18 protein-coding genes and 1 pseudogene are annotated in these 15,753 nt (G+C 68.9%); 8 read left to right on the forward strand and 11 right to left on the reverse strand.

What is annotated here, in order from left to right:
* Both H7J89_RS08605 and H7J89_RS08610 read left to right on the forward strand, forming a co-directional pair.
* Positions 1 to 684 (forward strand): cutinase family protein (locus H7J89_RS08605; RefSeq protein WP_264041814.1); only part of this gene is annotated, 684 nt, incomplete at its 5' end.
* A pseudogene (locus H7J89_RS08610) lies at positions 651 to 821 on the forward strand (cutinase family protein); the annotation flags it as partial. The gene H7J89_RS08605 and the pseudogene H7J89_RS08610, both read left to right, overlap by 34 nt.
* 49 nt (positions 822 to 870) lie before the next feature.
* Here H7J89_RS08610 and H7J89_RS08615 read toward each other — a convergent pair.
* Complete coding sequence (locus H7J89_RS08615; protein ID WP_264043770.1) at positions 871 to 2,241, reverse strand: aldehyde dehydrogenase family protein; 1,371 nt, start codon at positions 2,239 to 2,241, stop codon at positions 871 to 873.
* Between the two features lie 35 nt (positions 2,242 to 2,276).
* Positions 2,277 to 3,371: an AMP-binding protein gene (locus H7J89_RS08620; protein WP_264041829.1), complete on the reverse strand. Its 1,095-nt coding sequence runs from the start codon at positions 3,369 to 3,371 to the stop codon at positions 2,277 to 2,279.
* A 216-nt stretch (positions 3,372 to 3,587) separates the two neighbouring features.
* On the opposite strand from H7J89_RS08620, the gene H7J89_RS08625 reads away from it, so the two are divergent.
* Positions 3,588 to 4,022, forward strand: a complete 435-nt coding sequence (locus H7J89_RS08625; RefSeq protein WP_264041837.1) for an SRPBCC family protein — start codon at positions 3,588 to 3,590, stop codon at positions 4,020 to 4,022.
* Here the strand turns inward: H7J89_RS08625 and H7J89_RS08630 are convergent.
* A complete protein-coding gene (locus tag H7J89_RS08630) occupies positions 4,019 to 4,948 on the reverse strand; it encodes an oxygenase MpaB family protein (RefSeq protein WP_264041844.1) in 930 nt (309 codons plus the stop codon). The genes H7J89_RS08625 and H7J89_RS08630 overlap by 4 nt on opposite strands.
* A 113-nt stretch (positions 4,949 to 5,061) precedes the next feature.
* On the opposite strand from H7J89_RS08630, the gene H7J89_RS08635 reads away from it, so the two are divergent.
* From H7J89_RS08635 to H7J89_RS08645, 3 genes are all read left to right on the forward strand, one after another.
* The gene (locus H7J89_RS08635) at positions 5,062 to 5,655 is read left to right on the forward strand and encodes a TetR/AcrR family transcriptional regulator (RefSeq protein WP_264041851.1); all 594 of its coding nucleotides are present in this window, start codon (positions 5,062 to 5,064) and stop codon (positions 5,653 to 5,655) included.
* Positions 5,656 to 5,695: 40 nt separating this feature from the next.
* Entirely contained in the window at positions 5,696 to 7,072 is a 1,377-nt protein-coding gene (lipJ, locus tag H7J89_RS08640) for a bifunctional lipase/adenylate cyclase LipJ (RefSeq protein WP_264041861.1), read from the forward strand.
* Positions 7,073 to 7,179: 107 nt separating this feature from the next.
* Positions 7,180 to 7,926 carry a methyltransferase domain-containing protein gene (locus H7J89_RS08645; RefSeq protein ID WP_264041869.1) on the forward strand — a complete coding sequence of 249 codons (747 nt, stop codon included), beginning with the start codon at positions 7,180 to 7,182 and terminating at the stop codon, positions 7,924 to 7,926.
* Positions 7,927 to 7,944: 18 nt separating this feature from the next.
* Here H7J89_RS08645 and H7J89_RS08650 read toward each other — a convergent pair whose 3' ends face one another.
* Both H7J89_RS08650 and H7J89_RS08655 read right to left on the reverse strand, forming a co-directional pair.
* Positions 7,945 to 8,412 carry an SRPBCC family protein gene (locus H7J89_RS08650; RefSeq protein ID WP_264041879.1) on the reverse strand — a complete coding sequence of 156 codons (468 nt, stop codon included), beginning with the start codon at positions 8,410 to 8,412 and terminating at the stop codon, positions 7,945 to 7,947.
* Positions 8,413 to 8,661: 249 nt separating this feature from the next.
* Positions 8,662 to 9,357 (reverse strand): SDR family oxidoreductase, encoded by a 696-nt coding sequence (locus H7J89_RS08655; protein WP_264041882.1) that lies wholly within the window; start codon positions 9,355 to 9,357, stop codon positions 8,662 to 8,664.
* A gap of 85 nt (positions 9,358 to 9,442) precedes the next feature.
* Here H7J89_RS08655 and H7J89_RS08660 point away from each other — a divergent pair, with 85 nt between their 5' ends.
* Positions 9,443 to 10,045, forward strand: coding sequence for a CGNR zinc finger domain-containing protein (locus H7J89_RS08660; protein WP_264041885.1), 603 nt, complete (start codon positions 9,443 to 9,445; stop codon positions 10,043 to 10,045).
* Here H7J89_RS08660 and H7J89_RS08665 read toward each other — a convergent pair.
* The 3 genes from H7J89_RS08665 to H7J89_RS08675 form a co-directional block, all read right to left on the reverse strand.
* Positions 10,025 to 10,630 (reverse strand): class I SAM-dependent methyltransferase, encoded by a 606-nt coding sequence (locus tag H7J89_RS08665; RefSeq protein WP_264043773.1) that lies wholly within the window; start codon positions 10,628 to 10,630, stop codon positions 10,025 to 10,027. The genes H7J89_RS08660 and H7J89_RS08665 overlap by 21 nt on opposite strands.
* Entirely contained in the window at positions 10,624 to 10,881 is a 258-nt protein-coding gene (locus tag H7J89_RS08670) for a hypothetical protein (protein ID WP_264041887.1), read from the reverse strand. The genes H7J89_RS08665 and H7J89_RS08670 overlap by 7 nt, the downstream gene beginning before the upstream one ends.
* Before the next feature lie 106 nt (positions 10,882 to 10,987).
* Positions 10,988 to 11,839 (reverse strand): SDR family oxidoreductase, encoded by an 852-nt coding sequence (locus tag H7J89_RS08675; RefSeq protein ID WP_264041890.1) that lies wholly within the window; start codon positions 11,837 to 11,839, stop codon positions 10,988 to 10,990.
* 41 nt (positions 11,840 to 11,880) lie between these two features.
* On the opposite strand from H7J89_RS08675, the gene H7J89_RS08680 reads away from it, so the two are divergent.
* Positions 11,881 to 12,495: a PaaI family thioesterase gene (locus H7J89_RS08680; protein WP_264041892.1), complete on the forward strand. Its 615-nt coding sequence runs from the start codon at positions 11,881 to 11,883 to the stop codon at positions 12,493 to 12,495.
* A gap of 2 nt (positions 12,496 to 12,497) precedes the next feature.
* On the opposite strand, the gene H7J89_RS08685 is transcribed toward H7J89_RS08680, so the two are convergent.
* From H7J89_RS08685 to H7J89_RS25630, 3 genes are all read right to left on the reverse strand, one after another.
* Positions 12,498 to 13,262 carry a DUF2127 domain-containing protein gene (locus H7J89_RS08685; RefSeq protein WP_264041895.1) on the reverse strand — a complete coding sequence of 255 codons (765 nt, stop codon included), beginning with the start codon at positions 13,260 to 13,262 and terminating at the stop codon, positions 12,498 to 12,500.
* Positions 13,263 to 13,317: 55 nt separating this feature from the next.
* A complete protein-coding gene (locus H7J89_RS08690) occupies positions 13,318 to 14,706 on the reverse strand; it encodes an MmgE/PrpD family protein (RefSeq protein ID WP_308205116.1) in 1,389 nt (462 codons plus the stop codon).
* Between the two features lie 111 nt (positions 14,707 to 14,817).
* Positions 14,818 to 15,747, reverse strand: coding sequence for a LysR family transcriptional regulator (locus tag H7J89_RS25630; protein WP_276041883.1), 930 nt, complete (start codon positions 15,745 to 15,747; stop codon positions 14,818 to 14,820).
* Between the last annotated feature and the right edge of the window lie 6 nt (positions 15,748 to 15,753).

Consider the following 15,753-nt stretch of genomic DNA (forward strand, 5'->3'; position numbering starts at 1 on the left):
GCGGCGTCCGGCCTCGGTGCCTCGGCCCTGGCCGGTTCCGTCCTGCCCACCGCCGCCGCCCAATGTCCGGACGTCCAAGTGGTGTTCGCCCGCGGCACCGGTGAAGCCCCCGGCGTCGGACCCACCGGACAGGCCTTCGTCGACGCCCTGCACTCGCGCGTCGGCGCCAAGTCCTTCGACGTCTACCCGGTCAACTACCCCGCCAGCGACCAATGGGACACCGGCGTCGACGGCATCAGAGACGCCGCGGGCCACATCAACTCGATGGCCCACGACTGCCCCAACACCAAAATGGTGCTCGGCGGCTACTCCCAGGGCGCGGCCGTGATGGGCTTCGTCACCTCACCCTCGGTCCCCGACGGCGTCGACCCCAACACCGTGCCCAAGCCCCTGGACCCCTCGGTGGCCAGCCACGTCTCCTCGGTCGTGCTCTTCGGCATGCCCAACGTGCGCGCCATGAACTTCCTCGGCGAACCCCCCGTCGTCATCGGCCCGGCCTATCAGGACAAGACCATCAAGGTCTGCGCCACCGAAGACCCGGTCTGCTCCGACGGCATGAACTTCTCCGCCCACAACACCTACGCCGACGACGGCGCCATGATCGACAAAGGCGTCGCCTTCGCCTCCAGCCACCTCGACGCGGGAACCGNGCCACCGAAGACCCGGTCTGCTCCGACGGCATGAACTTCTCCGCCCACAACACCTACGCCGACGACGGCGCCATGATCGACAAAGGCGTCGCCTTCGCCTCCAGCCACCTCGACGCGGGAACCGCTGGAGCCTCGACGGTCGCGAGCGGCCGGGGCGGCTTCGGAAGCTGAGCGATCACTTCGTTGAGTTCGTCGCTCGACGGACACGCCGGCCGGCGCGTCAGCCGCTGTCCTGGATGAAGCCCTTGTTGCGCATCAGGGCGTCCGCCAGGAACCCGTCGTGCGGGATGCCCGGCGCCGCGTGCCACGTCGGGTGGGGCCCGGCATACACGCTGGCGATCGACGGTTCGGCGAGCAGTTCGTCGATCAGGCGCTCGTCATTGGTCATCGCGGTGACAACCAACGAATGCCGCAACGGTTCCACGCCCGCGCTGGGCGACCATGGCGATACCCACACGCAGGGAAAGGGCAGCTCGACGTTGAGCGTGTCCGCGGCGGGCGCGGGCAGCAGGTGTACGGCCGGGCGCAGCGCCGCGTAGCCGTCGCCGAGGTCGGCAACCACCTGATCGGCGCCCAGCAGCGGCGTCGACCCGGTGGCTTTCGCCGCCAGGTAATCCGCCAGCGCCCGGGCCTGATCGAGGGGCTGGGTGGGCAGCAGCGCACGCTCGTCGTCGGTGGGCAGCGGCTCGATGGCCGCCAGCCGCCGCGCGATCGCACGCGCCAGCGGGCCGGGGTCACCCTCGTAGAGCACGGCGGTGGTGTTGACGCAGGCCATGCCCCCGAGGTCGGCGATCGAGTCGACGATCACGTCGACGTGGTCGCGCCAGTCGTGGTCGGCGGTGATGACGATCTTGCTGCGCCCGGGGCCGTTCACGATGACCCCCGGGTCGTCGGCGTACTTGTCGACGACCTGCCGGCCGCCGTACACCATGGCGAGGTCGGCCGAGCGGATGATCTCGTCGGCACCGGCATGGTCGGTGGGCAGGTAGACGGCGTCCTCCGGGCGAAAACCCGCCCGCCGCAGGGCGTTTACCAGCCGGTGCGCCGTCAGCGGCTCGCGGCGGGACGGGCGCACCGCGACCCGGTAGCCGAGCGCCAGTGCCTGCGGCCACAGGCCGTGCACGCCCGGGCCGTTTCCGGCCGCGTGCACGGCGAAGACCTCCCCCCGCCGCACCCACACCGCGCCACCGCGCCGGGCGCGTTCCTCGCGCCAATCGAGCGCCGCGCCCACCGGCCGGGCCGGGCCGACCGCGTCGAATGCGCCGCTGACGGCGTCGGCGACGCCGCGCGCCCCGGCGCGGGTCACTGCGATGGGCACTCCCGAAATCCGGCTGGCCAGCCGGACGTACGCCTCGAAGTCCAAGCCGGCGTCGACCCCGTCCGCGAAGATGCCGGCGGCGCGCGACAGCGCCGCCGCGCGCTGCTCGACCGGCAGCGGCACCACCCTGCGTTGCGCGGCCAAGGTGCGCGAAACATACAGCGGCGGAACGAGACTCAACTCGGCGACCGCGGCGCCGGCGGTGCTGAAGATGGCCTCCCGACGGCGGGTCCGGTACTCCCCGTCGGGGCCGAGCGCATCGATTACCGCCAAATCGGTTGCGGTGCGCGCACGTTCGTCGGCCATGCTCAGTACACGCCTTCGATGACGGCCTCGCCCTCGAAGGTGGCCACCGGCCGCACCTCGCTGACCGAGTCGCTGAGCTCGCCGGCCGGACCGGGCACCCGGACCGCCAGATCGCGCTCCAGGTTGTTGGGGATGAACATGCCCTTGCTGATGTGGTTCATCACCACCTGACCGGTCTGCCCGTAGGGCACCCGTTCGCCGGTGTCGGGGTCGACCACCCAGAACACGACGTACGGTGTGCGAGGGTCGAACACGAAGACGTCGCCGTCGGCCGTTCGCGTGACCGCTTGGGATAGCACCATCGTGCTGCCGAAGGCCATGGTGATCGTCGTTTCCGGGAAGATGCCGCGGAGCAGCTCCAGGGTGTCGGCGTCCACGTGCGCGCCGCTGAGCAACAGGTAGCGGATCTTGTCGTTGAGCAGGTCGACCAGCCGGTCGTCCCGGGCCAGGGCCTCGAGCAGCGGCGGGGTGGCGTGCAGGTTCGCGACCTTCTGCGTCTCCAGCACGAACACGGCCTGCTCGACGACGTGATCGACGTAGGCGGCGACTTCGGAGGCGGCACCGCGCGCGGCGATCTTCTTCACCCAGCGGGGATCGATGTCGATCGCGTGGAACGTCGCGCCGAGCCGCTCGGAGACCAGCCGCGAGAAATAGCCCACCCCGTGCGGTCCGCTGGGCATCAGACACAGGAAGCCTTCACCGCGGCGAAACCCGCCGGTGGCGAAGTCCTCGGTCTGCCATCGCACCACCTGCGCGACCCAATCCGGCAGCTGCACAGACCGTTTCGGGGCGCCGGTGGTGCCGCCCGACTCGAATATCTGGGGCACCGGCGGCGGCGTTCCGTAGCCGCGCGGGATGAGATCCTCCACCGGCACGCCGCGCAATTCGTTGACGAGGTTGGGAAACAGTTTCAGATCGGCGAACGTGTTGACGTCGGCGATCGGATCGAAGTCCAGCGTCGCAGCGGTCCGCAACCAGAACGCCGAACCGGTGTCTTCACCGAAATGCCAGGCGATCGCCGCGCGCAGATAGGCCTCGGGATCGTCGACCGGATCCGATCTCGGAACGTCCAACAGCGAGAAGTCGATATCGGCCATATCAAAAGATCCTCGCCCATCCTCAACCGCTCGCCAAGCGCCCGGCGCCGTATTGCCTTACTTCGCACGGAATTTCGGTGCCGTGTACCCGCTGTTCACTTTCGCGGCCGGACATGCGCTGTCGGCCACAGGCTATGTTCTCTGCAGCGAGAAGGGACGGATCATGGCGGTGAACAACCGGATACCACCAGGGCGTATCGGCAGCATGGAGTGCGAATGATCGACTTCACCCTCACCCGGACCTCCACGGCGCCGATCGAGACCGTGTTCGACGCCATGACCGACCACCGCGGGATCGCGGACGCCGTGTGGGCAATCCGGCGCAGCACGCTCGATCGCGAGGGAATCCCCGCACCGAACGGTGTCGGCGCGATCAGACGTCTAGTGGCGATCGGTCCGCCGTTCGTCGAGGAGATCATCGAGTATGAGCGACCCACCCGCTACGCGTACAGGATGATCTCAGGCGCACCGACCCGCAATCACATCGGCACGATCCAGCTGCGCGAGACAGGCATGGGGACCGAGGTCAGCTGGCAGCTACGGTCGACGCTGAAGATTCCCGGTCTTGACCGGCTGATGCTGCCCGTGTTCAAGAGGGTCATCGACGAGCTCCTCAAAGGCGGCATCACCGCCGCCGAACGCCGCCGCTAAGCCGCGCGGTTGTGTAGCCGGCGCGGGTCGACGCCCGAGCGCCGCCACGCCCTGGCCGCCCACGGAGTGTAGATCGCCCCGACGGGCAGCCGGTTGATCAGTGGGTTGAGCGCGCGCATGGCGGCAGCGAAGCGCTGAAAACGCTTCTCCTTCTTCGTGTTCCACTCCAGCTGGCAGACTTCGCGCATCTGCGGCGGCATGGTCCCGACCAGGACCAGGCGGGTGTAGGCGTTGAGCGGCGCGGACAACACCCGCCAGATCGGCCTGGGGATCCAGCGCGGGCCCGGAATCCCCTTCCTGATGTAGCCGGTGCCGTACAGGACGGTCTTATGCGGGACGAACCGCTCGAGCATCTCGTCCCAGTAGGCGAGGAACTCGTCGTAGGTCTGCGGCTGGCCGCGGTCGCTGACCCCGTAGAGGCCGTACCACACCTTGCCCTCGTCGAATATCTGCTCTTTCTCCGCACGGGACAGCCGGCGGATGAACGTGTCGGCGTTGTAGATGACCTGATCGACGAAGCTGGCGTGCGCCCAGTAGAAGAGCTCCGGATTCAGCGCGTGATACCTCGAGCCGTCACTGATGGCGCCCTTGATCGTCTTGTGGAAGTCCCGGACCTTGCGGCCCCACTCGCGCGGTTGGTCGGAGTAGACGGTCTTCATCAGCGGCGGCGCGGTCCGCTTGGCCCGCCCCAACGTGTCGCTGAAGACGACCGAGTGGTCGAGCACGCCCTGGGCGAGCTGCTCGATGCAGTTCTCGACCCCGGCGGTGCGCTGGAACCCGAAGAACTGGGTGCGGTTGTCCCCGTAGAACTTCCAGATCAACGACTCGGGACCCAGCCGCGTGAAGTCGTCCGGCCCGTCGACCGGCATGGGCAGCGCCTCCCGCACACCGGTGTCGAAATCCTGGCCGGCCCATTGCGCTGTCATCCGATCTCCTCGCCCCCACGCGCGCATACCCCGTTGTGAAGCAGTGAAACAAATGCGTATCTTTGTGTCAAACGAGCGTTGTTGCGCCGAGACTGCCGGGAGGGGCGTAATCCGTGCAGAACCACAGCCTTGCCGGCGATCTCGGCGACAAGACCGACCTCGACCGGACCATCCTGGACACTGCGCGCGCCGTCTTCGAGACCTACGGCGTGCGCCGGGCCAACATCGAAGACATCGCCGCGCGCGCCGGGGTCAGCCGGAGCACCATCTACCGGCGCTTTCCCACCAAGGACGACCTGTTCGGGCACGTGGTGCGGCGTGAGGCCGAATCGTTCTTCACCACACTGGACCGGGCCGCGACGGGTTGCGACCCGCAGCAGGCCGTGATCGAGGCGTTCGCGCTCGGGGTGCGCCTGGTCCACGATTCCCCGCTGTACTCCCGGATCGCGGACAGCGAACCTGAGCTGTTGGGGATGTTCTCCCGCTCGCAGGCCTTCCCCATCGGTCAGTTCGCCGACGGGATCGCGCACACCCTGCGCCGATGCGGGGCCGACATCCCCGACCGCGACCTGACCAACATCGCCGACATCCTGCTTCGCGTCGCCCTGGGCATCATCGTGTTTCCCACCGACCGCCTCGACACGTCGGATCCCACGGCCGTCCGCGACTACGCCGCCCGCTATCTGGTGCCGATCATCCGCGGTTGACCCGTTCCGGCTTGTCGGTGACCTGCACTAGCCTGAAAGCGTGGCTGGGAGTTCTGCGGCTCCGCGGACCCGGTACGCCAGTTGCGGCGAGATCGACATCGCCTATCAGGTCTTTGGCGATGGCCCGATCGACCTGCTGGTGCTGCCGGGCCCGTTAATCCCGATCGACTGTGTCGACCTCGAGCCGTCGATGTACCGCTTTCATCGCCGGCTCGCATCGTTCTGCCGGGTGATCCGGTTCGACCAGCGCGGCATCGGCCTGTCCTCGCGGGTGCCGTCGCTGGACATGCTCGGCCCGGAGTCCTGGGCGCAGGACGCCATCGCGGTCATGAATGCGGTGGGATGCGAGCGTGCGACCGTCTTCGCCCCGGGTTTCACGTCGTTGGCCGGCGTGGTTCTGGCGGCAGACCATTCCGACCGGGTGAACAGCCTCGTCATCTCCAACGGCGCGGCCCGCACGCTGCGTGGTCCCGATTACCCCATCGGCAGTGACCTCGACGATGCCGACCGCTTCACGACGGTGGGGATGGAGCCGGACGCCGTCGAGCAGGGTTTCGACATGCTCGGCATCATCGCGCCCTCCGCGGCGGACGACGACGCGTTTCGTGCGTGGTGGGACATGGCCGGCAATCGCGCCGCGTCACCCAGCATGGCCCGCGCGTTCATCAACAAGGTCAGGGAGGGCGACGTCCGCGACCGCCTGCCCCGCGTCGCCGTGCCGACCCTGATCCTGCATCGCGACAACCCCGGCTTCAGCCCGGTCGGGCACGCGCGATATCTCGCCGAGCACATTCCCGGGGCACGGCTCGTCGAGTGCCCGGGCGAGGACACCCTGTACTGGGTGGGCGACACCGCGCCCCTCCTGGACGAGATCGAGGAGTTCATCACCGGTGTGCGCGGCAGCTCCGACGCCGAGCGCCTGCTCATTACGATCGTCTTCACCGACATCGTCGGCTCCACCGAGCGCGCCGCACTGCTCGGCGACCACCGCTGGCGCGACCTGCTCGACAATCACGACACCCTGGTGCGCCACGAGTTGCAGCGATTCGCCGGGCGCGAAGTCAACACGGCCGGCGACGGATTCGTCGCCACATTCAGCAGCCCGAGCGCCGCGATCGCCTGCGCCGACGCCATCGTCGACGCGGTCCGCGTGCTGGGCATCGAGGTGCGGGTTGGCATTCACGCGGGCGAAGTGGAGGTGCGCGGTACGGACGTCGCCGGCATGGCCGTCCACATCGGCGCGCGGGTGGCGGCACTCGCCGGCCCCAGCGAAGTGCTGGTGTCCTCGACGCTGCGCGACATCGTCACCGGGTCGCGACACCGCTTCGGCGACCGCGGCGAGACCGCACTCAAGGGCGTGCCGGGCCACTGGCGGCTGTACTCCCTGGTGCGTGAGCACGCGATCGTCCGGCGGTGAGCAGGCGCGGCTCGGCGTAAGCTGCCATCGGGGCCCAACGGACTCAGGCTCCCGGCTTTCCGGGCGAGTTCCGGCGCACAGCTTGGTTTTTGGCCTAAGGAGTACGCATGACTGACGTCCACGTGTCGCTGCCTCCCGCGCTGCGTCGAGCGCTGGATCTGCTCGCCGATCCGCCGGCGGATCCCGACGTGAGCAAGGGCTATCTCGATCTGCTCGGGAGCGGATCCGGCGAGGACCAACGCGTCGCGAAAAACACCGGACCGATCCAGGCCGCGTGGGCATCACCGATCGGGTCGATGCTCTACGACAACGCCCAGGCCCTGTCGCGGCGGCTGATCGCCGCGTGGCAGACCCCCCTCGAGTGGTTGAACATCCCGCCGGGCGGCATCGCGCTGGACGTCGGCTCGGGCCCTGGCAACGTCACCGCCGCCCTGGCGCGCGCGGCCGGTCCGGACGGGCTGGCCCTGGGGATCGACATCTCCGAGGCCATGCTCGCCCGCGCGGTCCGCAACGAAGCGGGGCCGCAGGTCGGCTTCATCAAGGCTGACGCGCAACGACTTCCGCTGCGCGACGACACGGTTGACGCCGTCATCTCGACGGCCGTCTTGCAACTGGTTCCGGATCCGGCGGCGGCCCTCGGCGAGATGGCGCGGGTGCTGCGACCGGGCGGGAGGCTCGCCGTCATGGTCCCCACCGTCGGTCCGGCCGCGCGGCTCTTCCAGCGGCTGCCGAACATGGGGGCGCACGTCTTCGACGACGACGAGATCGCCGACATTCTGGAAGACCGCGGTTTCGTCAGCGTGCGGGTGAAAAACCTCGGCACGGTTCAGTGGGTGCGCGGCAAGAACGGCTGAGTCCGGCGCGCTTTCGCCTTACCCTCCGGAGTCGGGGGCCTGCGCGACCACGGCAAGCCGGTCCATGGACTCGCGCAACATGTCCGGCGTCGTCGCACGAGCGCGCTCGAGGCGGGTTGGGTCGGCCAGTTCCGTCCAGTCGTAGGTGTGCGTCACGGTGGTGAGCTCGGCGTTCACCGGGCTGAGCTCCCAGCGCCACAGGTGGCCGGGCGGCTGCTTCCTGGGTTCGGCTGGGCGCCAAGCGATTTTGCTGCCCTCGACGAATTCCACGACGTGGTTCTCCCGCACGGCGCCGTTCGTCAGCGTCGTCTTGAACACGTCACCGACCGCGCGGACCCGCTGACCCGGGGCGGCCGAGGCGAGATTGTTGTTCCCATCCCAGCTCGGCTGGCGGGCGGGATCGGCGATCAGTTCGAAGATCCGCGCGGCGTTGGCCGCGATGACGCGCGTGGCGCTCACGACCCCTTCGATTTCCATGTCGGGCATGTCGCTATCCAAACACGCGGACCGTCAGCGCGACACGGTGTGGATGTGACCTTCGGCCGATGCATTCGGGACCTTCGCCCATCGAAACGCCGGGCGGCGCGTGCGACCGTGGTGATGCCGGTCAACCCGGTGGTCTGCCCGAAGTGCAGCAAGCCCATTTTTGGGCGAGGCCATCCGCAAGGGCCTGATTGACCCACCGTCTTAAGACGGGGATCTGCCTTCGGGCAGACCTTCATGCGCCCAGCCGGATCACTCCATCCGCGGCAGCGCCTCGACCGGTCCGGACAGCGCCGCCTTGACGTAGCGGGTGTCGTCGTCGGCCAACACCTCGGTGTCGTCGTGCTCGATGCCGTCGACGATCGCGCGCGCCACCTCCCGCGGGTCGTTCTTGGGGGCGTCGAAGCCGGAGGTCATCTCGGTGTCGGTGAAGCTGAGGTGCGCGGCGACGACCAGGGTGCCCTGCTTCTCCAGTTCGATCCGCAGCGAATTCGTCGCCGACCACAGCGCCGCCTTGGAGTCCCCGTACCCGCCGGAGCCGGGCATCCAGGACAAGATCGAGGCGACGTCGACCAGGGCCCCGCCTCCGTTGCCGGCCAGGATCGGCGCGAACGCCTTCGCGACGCGCAGCGCGCCGAAGTAGTTCGTCTCGAACACCGCGCGCACTTCCTCGATGTCGCTCTCGAGCAGCTTCCGCGCGCCCAGGACTCCCGCGTTGTTGATCACGATTTCTGCATCCGGAGCCGAGACGGCCAGGGCCGCAACCGACTCCGGCTTGGTGACGTCCAACTCGACACTGACCACCCGCGGATCCGCGCTCGGCTTGGGCGCGCGCGCCGTGGCGTACACCTTCGCCGCCCCCCGCCGCAACAACTCGTCCACGAGGGTCTTGCCGAGCCCGCGCTGTCCGCCGGTGACCACGACCGTCGACCCCTTGATGTTGACCATGATCCGCACTCCTTGACGTAGTCATTAGCTCTTTGCTTCTGTCACCGTAGTTGACGCGCGGGACATAGTCAAGTAGTTTTTGGTTATGTCCTCTGCATGGTCTGCGTCACAGCGGTACGGCATCACCGCGGCACCGGGAGGCCTGGGCCTGGTTCAGGACTTCCTCAACACGAGGGGAATCGGGGCCTACGGCCCGGACCTGCTCGCTGACGCCGCGCTCGCGGGCGAATGGGTAGCGGACGCGGTCCATGCTTGGTCGGCCGCCCGCGGCACCGACGTGCCGGTGCCCACCTTCGACGACGGGGACCTGGCCAAGCTGCGCGCCTTGAGGGCCAGGATCGATTCACTGGTGGCCGGCGAGACACCCGGTGGACGAAGCGCCGTCCCCGCGGCTCTCGTGGTCACCGACGCCGGTGAGGTGCGGCTGGAGCCCAGCGGCACCGGCTGGCGCTGGCTCGCCTCGGCGCTGTGGGCCGAGATTCTGCTCAGCCAGCAGGCCGATACCTGGCGGCGGATCAAGCAGTGCCACAACCACCGCTGCGGGTCGACGTTCTACGACCGCTCCAAGAACAACAGCGGGGTGTGGCACGACGTCAAGACGTGCGGCAACGCCGCCAACCTGCGCGCGTCCCGGGCCCGCCGCCGCGAACGTGAGCGCGCGAACGGCTCAGCGGTTTCGCCACAGTAGGCGGTATCGGTAGTACAGGCCTCGCCGAATGACCGCCCCCGGCAGCACATCCGCGGTCACCCCGCGGATCTCGGGCAAACTTTCCCGGGGATCGGCGACGGCCACACCGATGTCGCGGGTCTCCCGATGCAGTAACGACCCGGCGCGCGCCGCCGGTGTGCACAGAGCGGACCATGCCCAATCGCCGACGGTCTTGTTGGCCGACAGACCGACGACGGCGAGTTCTCCTGCCGGCCTGAGCATTCCGCGTACTTTGTGCAGTGTCTCACGCAGTGGCAGGTGGTGCAGGCTCGCCACGAATGTGATGAGATCGAACGAATGTGGTTGCGCCTGAAACTCTTCGAAGGGGGCCAGCCGCACCGACGCGTTGCTTGCCGTCTTCAGTCGATCCCCGGCTCGCCGGACCGCGGACGGGTCGGCATCGATGCCGACGACCCGGCGCGACACCGCGGCTAGCCGCTGGGCCAGCAGCCCCTCACCGCACCCCACATCCAGGACATCGCCGCCGTGGCGCGCGGCGAGTTCGACCAGCCAGCCGTGATACGCGGCGTTGTGGTTCCAGTAGTCGTGGGCGGCCGTCAGCAGCGCTCGATGCCCCTCTGCATGAGCGTCACGTTGGTGCGGGCCCGGCGCGGCGCGCTTCTGCGCACCGCCTGCCACGCGTCGCAGGCGCGCGCCTTGATGGGCGTCACCATGTCGAAGTTGGCAGGACTCTGGCTGATCCAGGACGGCAGTGATGCCACGGTTTCGATCCTTCGTCTGTTCGGCCTGTGCGCCGAATCATTGAATTCCACCGCGGCCGCTTTACGGATGCGCCGCGCCGGGGTGAACGCCACGAAAAGCCGTATTGTGGTGCGACGCACACCCGCCGCAGGGTCTGCCATCCGTCACACAAGGCGGTTCGCTACCTAGGCGCCCCGTCGGCGGCGCGCCGGCCGTTTGTCACACACTCCCCGAATGTCTGAACCGTCGCAGGTAGCCCGGCAATCCGTGCGCCGGTGGCGCTTTCGGCCAATCGTCGGCCCGAAAATACGCGTCAGTGCCGCCGTCGACGAAAATCACGCTGCCGCAGAGGAATTCGGCGGACTCAGACAGCATGAAGCACATCCAGTCGGCCATGTGGCCCGCCTGGCCGAACCCACCCAGCGGCACCGGGAAGGACCGCACGGCCTTGGCCTGCCGGGGCGTCGCAAGCTGTTCCTGCAGCAACGGCGTCATGATGGCTCCCGGCGCCAGGGCATTCACGCGCACACCCGCGCCCGCCCATTCCGGCAGCACGGCGTGTCGCCGCACCCAGCGGCTGACGGCGATCTTCGACGCCGCATACATCATCGTCGGCGCGGCCGGACCGAACGGGCGCACCGACCGCAGCGCCTTGTCGGCGTCATGGGCGAGCAGCGCCTTCACCGTCCGGCGCGGCACGAGCGGCACGGTCGTTGACGAGTTGCTCCCCACGACGACCACTTTCGCGCTTTCGGCCGCGGCCAGCGCCGGCCGCCAGGCGACGAGCGGCTCGACGACGCCGAAATAGTTGACCTGGCCGATCTGCCGCAGGCGCTCTCGACCGGGGCTGGGCCCGAGGCCCGCGGCCAGCACCGCACCGTCGAGCTTGCCGCCCGAGGCCGCCAGCACGCCGTCGGCGGCCTGCGTACGACCCAGCGGCGTCGACAGGTCGGCGACGATATCTGCGTTCTTGATGTCGACGCCGATCACGGTGTGCCCGTCAGCCTTGAGCCGCTGCGCCGTCTCCTGGCCCATCCCGGAAGCCGATCCGGTGACCGCATAAGTGCCCATCGCTCCGTTCTTACCAGTAGCCGTCCTGTTAGGTTGCCGGGATGCATGACCAAACGCCCTGCATCGACCTCGGCCGGCTCGAGTCCGTCTACGCGCCGCTGGCCGAGTCGATCCGCCGGCTGATCGACATCAGCATCCGCACCGAGGCGGAACCGGCGGCGGTGGCGGCGGTCCAGGCCAAGATCGACGCGGCCGCAGCCGAATTGGGCGAGGCGGCGCAGCCGGGGCCCGTCGGCGTGCACTACCTGCCCGACGGCCAGACCGTCGCGTGGGGCAACGCGGTGGTCGGGGTGCGCAACCCGGTGGCACCGCCGTTGGTGGTCCACCACGAGCCGGACGGCGTGGTCTGGTCTGAGTTCACCCTGGGCGCGGCCTACGAGGGACCGCCCGGCCACGTTCACGGCGGCATCTGCGCGCTGGTGCTCGACCATGTGCTCGGGGCGACCGCGCACCGTCCCGGCCGGCCCGCCTACACCGGCACCCTCACCCTGCGCTACCGGCGCCGAACCGAGCTGGGGCGGCCGCTGCGCGTGCAGGCGCACGTCGAGCGCACCGAGGGTGTCAAGACGTTCGCCGTCGGTCACCTGGCCGATGAGGATGGCGTCACGGTCGAGGCGGAAGGCATTTTCATCCACCCCAGGCAGTCGCCGGCCTGACGTCAGGCTTTGGCGGCGGCCTTCTCGACATCCAGCAGCTGCTCGCCGCGGCGTTCCTCGTCGTAGGCCGCGCGACCACCGCGCAAGCCGAACAGGCGTTTGGAGAACAGCAGGTAGATCACGGCGGCCACGTTGATGGTGAAGGTGACCAGCCGGGTCATCGTGATGCCCTTGGCGAGGTCGTGTATCTCCAACGGCAAGAACACCGAGGTGGCTATCACCGCGAAGTACTCGCCCCAGCGTTTGAGCAGCCACAGGCCGACGCCTTCGACGACCTCCAGCAGCGCATAGGCGGCGAGCAGCAAGGTCAGCAAAACCAGGGTGGAAGGCTTGGCGGCCAGCGCCTTTTCCAGCTCGTGCACGATGGTCATTTGATCGACCTTGAATCCGGCGGCGCGAAAGATCGGCAGGTCGCGGTCGAGGGTGGCCTGGATGGCGCCCCGCGCACCCCGAAACTTCCACACCGCGTACGCGGCGAGCGCGATCACCACCGCCCGGAACAGGCGTTCCACCGCGAGCGTCCGGATGATGATGGCCTGGCGTAAAGCCTTGCCGCGCATAATCATCGGAGCGTCCTCGGCTCGCCCCCGCCCGTGCGGATTCCCCACGGTGAATTCACCGCAGCGCAGGCAGCGCCAGACCTCGCCCAGTCCGGTGGTGCCGCTCAGCCGCGCGGCGAGGTCCTGCTCGTCGGGCGCGTAGGTGGCGTGGCCCGCGACCGCACAGGTGACCAACTCCCACCGATTGCCGCCGTGATCTTTGCGCATGGCCGATCATCGACCGCGGGCCGCGGGCGACGCAAGGGGGCGCGCAGGCGCGCCTTTAGAACCGGGGCTTGGTGCGCGGCCGTTGGGGGGTGGGGCTCGCCGCGCCCAGGAGGCCCGTGAGTTCGGCGACGGGGATCTCATCGAGGCGGTCGACGGCCGCGACGATGTCGGCGCGCAGCGCTTCGTCACAGAACGGCTCGGCCAGCCATCCGAACTTGTTCGCCACGCGTTCCCAGGACATGGGCCGGGTCGGGGATCCCTCGTAATCGGCTTGCTCGCGGTCGAATTCCCGCCCGTCGCGGGTCACCAGGTGCACCCGGGCCGCCGTGCGTCGAGGATAGTCGGCGGTCAGGTCGGCGGCCGGTTTGACGTCGACACGCGTCAACAGGTCCCGCACGTCGGCGCGCGAAACCCGCTCGGTTTCCAGCTGTTCGGGACCCACCCCGCCATCGAGGAGTGCCACCGCGCTGAGGTATTTGAGGTTGTAGTCTGCCTGCTCCTTGGTGCGTGGATCGTCCTTGGCGCCGTACGCTCCCCCGCCCGCGAACTCGTACGCGCCCTGAAACACCTCGAGCGTCACCCTGGCGACATCCTCGCCGCGCAGGTCGTTCTCGTCGCGCAGGGCCAAGACGGCGTCGATGACCACCTGCCCGTGGATGAGGGAGCAGTACTGCTTGAGGTAGGTCTGGTCGACGCAGGCGAGCCGCCGGTCGGTGGTCGTGAGATCGATGGGCTGGTCGAAGAGTTGAACCAGGCCGTGTGGGCCCTCGAACAGCGACCTCGGTCCGGTGACACCGCGGGCGGCCAGCATGGTCGCATATACCGCGCGCATGCCGGTGATGGCCGGCGAGATGCCCTTCCAGTTCGAGACCGGCTCGGCGTGCACCGTCGCCAGCGACACGTTGTCGGTCGCGGCGGCCGCGATTGCGTTGGCGGTCTCCTCGACGCTGAGGCCGAGCAGCTTCGCCGTGCCTGCCGCCACCGACATCGACAGCTGCAACGCGTGATTGAGCCCGCGAGCCATGACCGGCACCTGAGCGCTGAACCGGCACTGCACCTCGTAGGCGACCGCCAGCGCCAGCAGGAAGTCCGCCCCGCTGGCGCCCGTGTGCTCGGCGACGGCCAGGACGGCGCCGAAGTTGTCGGCGGGATGACACAGCCCTCCGACCGTCAGATAGGTGTCCAGCAGGTCGGGGTAGCGCACCAGCACCGAGTTGAAGAAAGCGGCCTGATCCACCGACGCCCGTCCGCCGCCCACCAGCGTCGCGGTGGGCACACCCCTGAACTGGTCGGTGTGTTCGCGAATCGTCGCGACGAGCTCCCCGTCCAGGGAACCGACGGCGCAGGCGATGCTGTCGAGCACATTGCGTTTCATCAGCGCGCGCGGACGTCCGGTCAGATCTGCCCGCTCCGCGCCGACGACGAAACCGGCCAGGTCATCCACAACGTAGTTCTCTGCCATGCTTTTTCGCCTTCCGGGCTGCTTACATTCACTGAAGCGCAGCGTCGGCCCGGCGTCCAGGTCCGTTGTCCTACCAGTGCTCGGTGGGACTTCTCACCGCAGGTGGGGGTCGTCGACCGGCGCCCACCACGGGCCGGCGGGAGGGGCCGGCCAATCGCGGGCACGCGCGACCGCCAGCAGCGCGTCCACGACGCCGCGCACGCTGGTGCGGTCGTCGTCGCGGCGGTGCAGCAGCGACCACGTCCACAGCGGTATCGGTTCGGCGACGGGACGCTGACCCAGGCTGGGCGGGAGCGCCGCGGTGTGGCGTTTGGGTGAAGCGAGCACCGGCGCGCCGACCCTGCGCACGTGCGCGTAGAACGCGTCGCCGGTGATGCCGCCGTCATCGATGTGGACGACACGGGCGCCGGCGTGGCCGGCGAACTCCTCGGCGTACCGATTCCACGACGACCACGCCGACTCGTCGGCGTCGATGAGTACGCTGACTCGTTGCGCGGCAACGGGTTCCGTCGAGCTGATACCGGGAATGACCGCATGCAGCGGCTCGGTCCGCAGCAGATACGCCGTCAGGCCGCGCTCCTCGGCCTGGCCGGCGGTGACCCATGCCAGCGCGATGTCGAGGGTGCCCTCGGCCACGCGGTCGGCCTGCGTGTGCGAGGGCAGCACCCATTCGTCGAGGCGCACGTCCGCCGCGGTCCCGACCATCGTGGTGATGCCCTCGGGCAGCCAGCTGACGTAACCCAGGCGCACCGGCGTGCTGCGCGCGGCCGCCTGCCGCAGCCGGTGCTTGGCATCGTCGGCCAGAGACAGGATTCGGCGCGCATCCGGAAGGAAGGTCCGCCCGGCCTCGGTCAGCCGAACACTCCGCCGGTCCCGCACGAACAGGTCGGCGCCCAGTTCCCGCTCAAGCGAGATGATCTGTTGCGACAGGGCCGGTCCGGAGATGTGCACGCGTTGCGCGGCGCGACCGAAGTGCAACTCCTCTGCGACGGCCACGAAGTAGCGCAACTGCCGCAGTTCCATACGCCG

Origin of the sequence: Mycobacterium paraffinicum, from assembly GCF_025822865.1 — a bacterium.
Taxonomy (GTDB): domain Bacteria; phylum Actinomycetota; class Actinomycetes; order Mycobacteriales; family Mycobacteriaceae; genus Mycobacterium; species Mycobacterium paraffinicum.

Coding starts and splice junctions, on each gene's coding strand:
- H7J89_RS08650 (WP_264041879.1), bottom strand. CDS start 8,412: ATGCCCGACATGGAAATCGAAGGGGTCGTGAGCGCCACGCGCGTCATC.
- H7J89_RS08620 (WP_264041829.1), bottom strand. CDS start 3,371: ATGGCCGATATCGACTTCTCGCTGTTGGACGTTCCGAGATCGGATCCG.
- H7J89_RS08645 (WP_264041869.1), top strand. CDS start 7,180: ATGACTGACGTCCACGTGTCGCTGCCTCCCGCGCTGCGTCGAGCGCTG.
- H7J89_RS25630 (WP_276041883.1), bottom strand. CDS start 15,747: ATGGAACTGCGGCAGTTGCGCTACTTCGTGGCCGTCGCAGAGGAGTTG.
- H7J89_RS08675 (WP_264041890.1), bottom strand. CDS start 11,839: ATGGGCACTTATGCGGTCACCGGATCGGCTTCCGGGATGGGCCAGGAG.
- H7J89_RS08630 (WP_264041844.1), bottom strand. CDS start 4,948: ATGACAGCGCAATGGGCCGGCCAGGATTTCGACACCGGTGTGCGGGAG.
- H7J89_RS08660 (WP_264041885.1), top strand. CDS start 9,443: ATGTCCTCTGCATGGTCTGCGTCACAGCGGTACGGCATCACCGCGGCA.
- H7J89_RS08655 (WP_264041882.1), bottom strand. CDS start 9,357: ATGGTCAACATCAAGGGGTCGACGGTCGTGGTCACCGGCGGACAGCGC.
- H7J89_RS08625 (WP_264041837.1), top strand. CDS start 3,588: ATGATCGACTTCACCCTCACCCGGACCTCCACGGCGCCGATCGAGACC.
- H7J89_RS08680 (WP_264041892.1), top strand. CDS start 11,881: ATGCATGACCAAACGCCCTGCATCGACCTCGGCCGGCTCGAGTCCGTC.
- H7J89_RS08685 (WP_264041895.1), bottom strand. CDS start 13,262: ATGCGCAAAGATCACGGCGGCAATCGGTGGGAGTTGGTCACCTGTGCG.